At 43.1% G+C, this 4838-nt stretch carries 7 protein-coding genes; 3 read left to right on the top strand and 4 right to left on the bottom strand.

All coding sequences use genetic code 11. From position 1 onward, the window contains the following. Positions 1–62: 62 nt before the first annotated feature. The 3 genes from Q1B11_RS19920 to Q1B11_RS19910 all read right to left on the bottom strand — a co-directional run bounded on the left by Q1B11_RS19920 (position 63) and on the right by Q1B11_RS19910 (position 2190). Entirely contained in the window at positions 63–242 is a 180-nt protein-coding gene (locus Q1B11_RS19920) for a hypothetical protein (RefSeq protein ID WP_299735711.1), read from the bottom strand. Positions 243–422: 180 nt separating this feature from the next. Further along, positions 423–665, bottom strand: a complete 243-nt coding sequence (locus Q1B11_RS19915; RefSeq protein WP_299735709.1) for a helix-turn-helix domain-containing protein — start codon at positions 663–665, stop codon at positions 423–425. A 295-nt stretch (positions 666–960) separates the two neighbouring features. Then, entirely contained in the window at positions 961–2190 is a 1230-nt protein-coding gene (locus Q1B11_RS19910) for a site-specific integrase (RefSeq protein ID WP_299735707.1), read from the bottom strand. A 375-nt stretch (positions 2191–2565) separates the two neighbouring features. Here Q1B11_RS19910 and Q1B11_RS19905 point away from each other — a divergent pair, with 375 nt between their 5' ends. The 3 genes from Q1B11_RS19905 to Q1B11_RS19895 are packed head-to-tail and all read left to right on the top strand — an operon-like array spanning position 2566 to position 4036. Beyond that, the gene (locus Q1B11_RS19905; RefSeq protein WP_299735705.1) at positions 2566–2850 is read left to right on the top strand and encodes a nucleotidyltransferase domain-containing protein; all 285 of its coding nucleotides are present in this window, start codon (positions 2566–2568) and stop codon (positions 2848–2850) included. Between the two features lie 26 nt (positions 2851–2876). Beyond that, entirely contained in the window at positions 2877–3329 is a 453-nt protein-coding gene (locus Q1B11_RS19900; RefSeq protein WP_299735703.1) for a hypothetical protein, read from the top strand. 53 nt (positions 3330–3382) lie between these two features. Continuing rightward, entirely contained in the window at positions 3383–4036 is a 654-nt protein-coding gene (locus Q1B11_RS19895) for a methyltransferase domain-containing protein (protein WP_299735701.1), read from the top strand. Here the strand turns inward: Q1B11_RS19895 and Q1B11_RS19890 are convergent. Further along, a complete protein-coding gene (locus tag Q1B11_RS19890) occupies positions 4033–4746 on the bottom strand; it encodes an HNH endonuclease (RefSeq protein ID WP_299735700.1) in 714 nt (237 codons plus the stop codon). The genes Q1B11_RS19895 and Q1B11_RS19890 overlap by 4 nt on opposite strands. Positions 4747–4838 lie beyond the last annotated feature (92 nt).

Genomic DNA, 4838 nt, shown 5'->3' with positions numbered 1-4838 from the left:
GCGGAAGTTGCGTTATACCATGCACTTGGCAAGCTACCTGAACCAGAAATTGCCCACAGATTTTACTGACGAGGCTTTTTTTTAGGGTTTACTTCATCGTTTGTCAGCAAAAGGAGAGCCTGGAGAATAACGTCCCATAGTCCCCAGGCAGCTTGTTTAACAAGTTCTGCGAATTGTCTAAAAGTCATGGCTTCACTCAATCCGTTGAATATCGCTAATTCAGTGGTCAGAATTTCAGGCACAAAGCGGCCTACAGCAGAAATTGCTGATAACCATATGCATTAAAAGTCTGAAACAACTGTATTTAGCTATTGGCTCCAGAATTGACCGGAGGTGTATTTTTGTTTTCAGCTTTGAATGGTGGGTAATGTTTCTTCATACAAAGCTGGGCTTCTGGTATTACAGAAAGTAAAGCGGGTGCATCAAGTAGTGATCTTCGCTGCTTCCTGTTCAGCCAATGTCTTAAATGCGGGCTGTGTTTTTAACCATTCATCCAAGTCTTCTATTCTGTATCTGACTCTCTTTCCGATTCGTATAAACGGTGGTGGTATCAGTCCTGATAATCTTCCAGTAACTCTTGATTGAACAACCTCCGTTTTTGCAACTCCGATGTACGACGATGCTTGTTCGGAATCTAAAACTGCCAGCGGCTTTTCTTTAGGCATAATCATCCCCTCTTTGAATTATTCAAAGTTAAAAAAACATTATTTTTTGAGTGATGGTATTTCGCTTTTCGTTTAGTTAAAGCAGTCTGGGTGAACCGCTTTGTATTACCATGGTTTATATATTGGCGCAGGAAATAATGAATTTGAAGGGCTTGATAGTTTGGTTCTGGAGTTGATGATAAAGAATGCTGGCAAGGGAGTGGATAAATGTCATGCCTATGACACGTATGTTTCATATTTTACACTATGTAATCATTTTTTTACGTGCTCATGAGACTAGAAATAAATTTGTAAATTAATTGTAAGCTCTGCTGAGCAGGGCGACAGCCTGTAGTTTTCGTTCATTATTAGTGTGTAAATATCGGGCAGTAGTTTCTAAATCCTCATGTCCCATTAGTTCTTTAATGGTTACAAGATCTACCCGCGCATGGGCTAGCCTTGTACCGAAAGTATGTCTCAAGTCGTGTAATCGTAAATCGGGCAGGCCCGCTGCTTTCCTCAATGCCACCCAAGCTGATTTGATGTTGTCCATACGCTCTCCGGTTTTGGGACTTGGGAATACGTAGTCTATTGGCTTAAATTCATTCAACCAAGCTGTCATTATTTGTACAGTGGTATTGTTGAGTGGTATCAGGCGTGTCTGACCTGTTTTCTCGCCATCCCCAACGACAGTAACTGATGGATATTTGCTGCATAGATCAATATCCTTTGTTTTCAGGTTGAACAGCTCTCCTCGCCTCAAGCCTGTATTCAGGGCAAGAATGACCATTGGCTTAATGTGGTCGGTAATTGAGCCATTGAGAGGTTCAGGTGCCTTTCTAGCGCGACTTTTGCAATGTTGAATGAATCGTTGTCTTTGTTCCCTTTGTTGTTCCTGACGGGTTTCTATGGCGTTCAATAACTGCTGTTCTTCAGGTTCGGTTAAGAAACGAATTTTTTTATTTTTATCCTCTTTAAGCTTTTTGACTTTTGCCATTGGTGATATATCAATCAGCCCAGCATTAACCGCTTTAGTGAACACTCCCCGCAGTGCTGTAAGCTCACGGTTGCAGGATGAAGCTTTGCCTTTATACGCATGCTTCCATTTGTTTAACTGCAATGATGTGATTTCAGCTATGGGCTTATCAAGATATTCTTTGAAGTTTCGCTTTACTCTTGGGATTACATCGGCTGCAGTTTTGTCAGAGGTGACATCAAGATAACCGCCTTCAAGGAAAGCCTTCAGCGTATGATGAGTTTGCTTAGTGGTCTCGGCTCTTTCTATTTTGCGCTTAAGTGCAGGGTCTTCACCTCTGGCCACATCGCCAGACAAAGACTTTGCCAACTCTCTTGCCTGGGCAACAGTGATTGAGCCATGTTTACCAATTTTGACCGTGTTCCTTTTTCCGCTCAGTTGGTAACGTAGATAGAAGAATACCCCAGTCTTTTTTCGATCAGCTCTGAATCCAGTGATTTGAGTATCCCTGAGACTCTCCCCAAGCTTAAGTCCGGTGATCTCTGTTTCTGTTATTTTTTTCACGCCCATTATTCTGTGTCCCGACCGTGTCCCTTTATAATTATATCTATTTGTACCTTATTGTATCAGGTTGAATCAATGATGCTTTAAAATTAAGGGGTTACAGGGGTTCTATGGTTCAGTAAGATGCAGGATTATATATATGAAACGCCCTCCGGAGGCAGAGGTCAGAGGTTCGAATCCTCTCGGGTGCGCCATTTAACGCCATTCTTATTTTCCTGCTCATATTTTCTGATGCCCCTCCTCTTTTTAGCTGTGGTTACATCAATTACCAATCGCTGTATACACATCCTTTAACCATGACAATGATCAGAAAAAGCCTGTACTCTTATAATGCAGTATTGAGAAGGTAAGAACGACAACTTGCTGATCATGGATACTAAAATGCGCCTGACTCAACAGGAACAACAGGTTATTAAAGACACCGTCAAAGTATACGACCAAGGTGCAAGGGTGTATCTATTTGGATCTAGGGCAGATGCTGATAAAAAAGGTGGAGATATTGATCTTCTGGTGATTTCGGAAAAACTGGATTTCACACACAAGCTGAATATATTGGCTGACCTGCATCAGCATCTGGGAGAGCAGAAAATAGACATTCTGATTGAGCCTCCTGATAGGTTGAGCGACTTTGCTGCTACCATCTTTCCTGAAGCGATTGAGCTTTAACTTGCCGGACTGAGAGATACTCAAAAATGACGAAAGACAAGCGACAGCTACTGGAAAACCAGCTTCAACAAATGCACAAAGCTGCCAGCGGGCTTGAGTGGTCATTAAACCGTTGCCAGTCCTTGAATATTGATCAGTTAAGCGCAGAAGACGAAGAAAAATTTGAAACACTGACAGCTCGCTTTGCTCGTATGAGCGATATCCTGATACAAAAAATCTTTCGACAGGTGGATGAAATTGACCTGGAAACGGCTGGTACGGTGAGAGATCGAATTAATAGAGCAGAAAAGAAAGGTCTTATTGATTCAGCCCGTGATTATGTCGTGATCAGGGAATTACGCAATGCCATTGCTCACGAGTATGAAGAAGAAGCATTGGCAAATATTCACAAAGAGGTGCTCAGGTTTACCCCGCTATTACTCAGTGTGCCTGCAAATATCGAAGCTTATATAAACAGTCAGTTAATCTCGGATAATTGATGGAGAGCAATTCTACTTTGTAAACAAACAGCGATGTTTCAGCCAGAAACAGCATGAAGAGCCTTTATGTCTACAGTGAGAGCACGCCACTGCCTATCCTCGGCGTTACAGAAACCAATATGAAAAAAACCTCTGAGTTTTACACTAAAAATGCGCAGGCATTTTTCGACTCAACCGTCAGCGTTGATGCTGAAGAATTATATCGTCATTTCTTACCACACATTCCTGCTGGTGGCCTTATTCTGGATGCTGGTTGTGGTTCTGGGCGTGATGCAAACGTCTTCTTGAATAGAGGGTTTCAGGTTGAAGCTTTCGATGCCAGCGAACCATTGGCAGCTTTAGCCGCAGAGTTACTTGGTCAGAAAGTCAGTAAATGCTTGTTTAGAGAGTTCAGTTCAAAAGACTTCTTTGATGGCATTTGGGCATGTGCTTCCCTGCTTCATGTTCCTCTTGAAGAGCTTTCTGAAACTATGAGGCACTTGTCTTCTTTTCTGAAGGCTGGAGGTTACTTCTACTGTTCTTTTAAATATGGGCAGGGTGAAGCAGAAGTGGGCGAACGACACTTCACTTATATGGATGAGCCCGGTATCGAGCAACTTGCGAAAGTTAGTGACTTAAGGGTTTATCAATGCTGGATAACTCCGGACTTACGCCCAGGGCGTGAAGATGAAAAGTGGCTGAATGCTATTCTGCAACTGTCTGTTTAGAAGGTTGCAGAACCTCTGGCTTCAGGTTTCTGCCATATATGCAGTATTTTTGATCGTGCCAGATTGTAGTTACCCTGCAGAAAAGCTCGCCTCTTTGCTTCCGTCGCACCAGTTTGCTGAATGAGGGTTTCTTTGATGGGCAGATGACTGTTGATGAAATACTCATTGCGGGCATGCAACCGTTCCAGAAAGAAAAGCTCAGGCAGTAAAGCCGACTTTTCAACGCGGTTGCAATGCTGGCAGGCAAGAACGAGATTCCAGATACCATTAATGGTTGGCACAAGATCTCTAGCCAGCCAGGGAATAACGTGATCTACATCAGCAAGATCGGAACTGCCTGATTCTGTGGAAATATGTCCGAAACAGTAAAAACAACGCCCTTTCTGGTAGCCGTTCAGGCTGTTCCGTGAACTGGTGATATCCACCCTGCGATCTTTAATCTGAGTAAACAACGCCTTATTTTCGTGATCGTGCTCAACCTTTAACAGGTTTCTGGATATTCCTGCCTGCCATGCTGTTTCCACTAAACGCCAGCGAGATTCGGTCTCAGCCGTAAAGCTTGAAAACGCACCCGACTCAGTGAGCTTGAAAAAGTTGTCAGTAAGACGAATGCCTTTAGTCGAAGAATGTCGCTCATCAACAAAGAATCGTTTATCGACTTCCTGTCGGTTCACAATATGAAAAGCGTCCAGAACATTATTGAATCCCAATTTGACCGTTTGCTGGATCAGCAATTCCCGCTGAAGTGATTCCAGTCAACAGCACCAAGGCTTCTAGCCAGTTTTACTTATTCCGGAATCGC

It is taken from the genome of uncultured Endozoicomonas sp. (genome assembly GCF_947495845.1).
In the GTDB taxonomy this organism is placed as follows: Bacteria; Pseudomonadota; Gammaproteobacteria; order Pseudomonadales; family Endozoicomonadaceae; genus Endozoicomonas.
This window is presented reverse-complemented; position numbering and strand designations above follow the sequence as displayed.

Bases quoted from the DNA above. Each gene is read 5' to 3' on its own strand.
- Q1B11_RS19910 (WP_299735707.1), bottom strand. From the start codon at position 2,190: ATGGGCGTGAAAAAAATAACAGAAACAGAGATCACCGGACTTAAGCTT.
- Q1B11_RS19895 (WP_299735701.1), top strand. From the start codon at position 3,383: ATGAAGAGCCTTTATGTCTACAGTGAGAGCACGCCACTGCCTATCCTC.
- Q1B11_RS19915 (WP_299735709.1), bottom strand. From the start codon at position 665: ATGCCTAAAGAAAAGCCGCTGGCAGTTTTAGATTCCGAACAAGCATCG.
- Q1B11_RS19905 (WP_299735705.1), top strand. From the start codon at position 2,566: ATGCGCCTGACTCAACAGGAACAACAGGTTATTAAAGACACCGTCAAA.
- Q1B11_RS19900 (WP_299735703.1), top strand. From the start codon at position 2,877: ATGACGAAAGACAAGCGACAGCTACTGGAAAACCAGCTTCAACAAATG.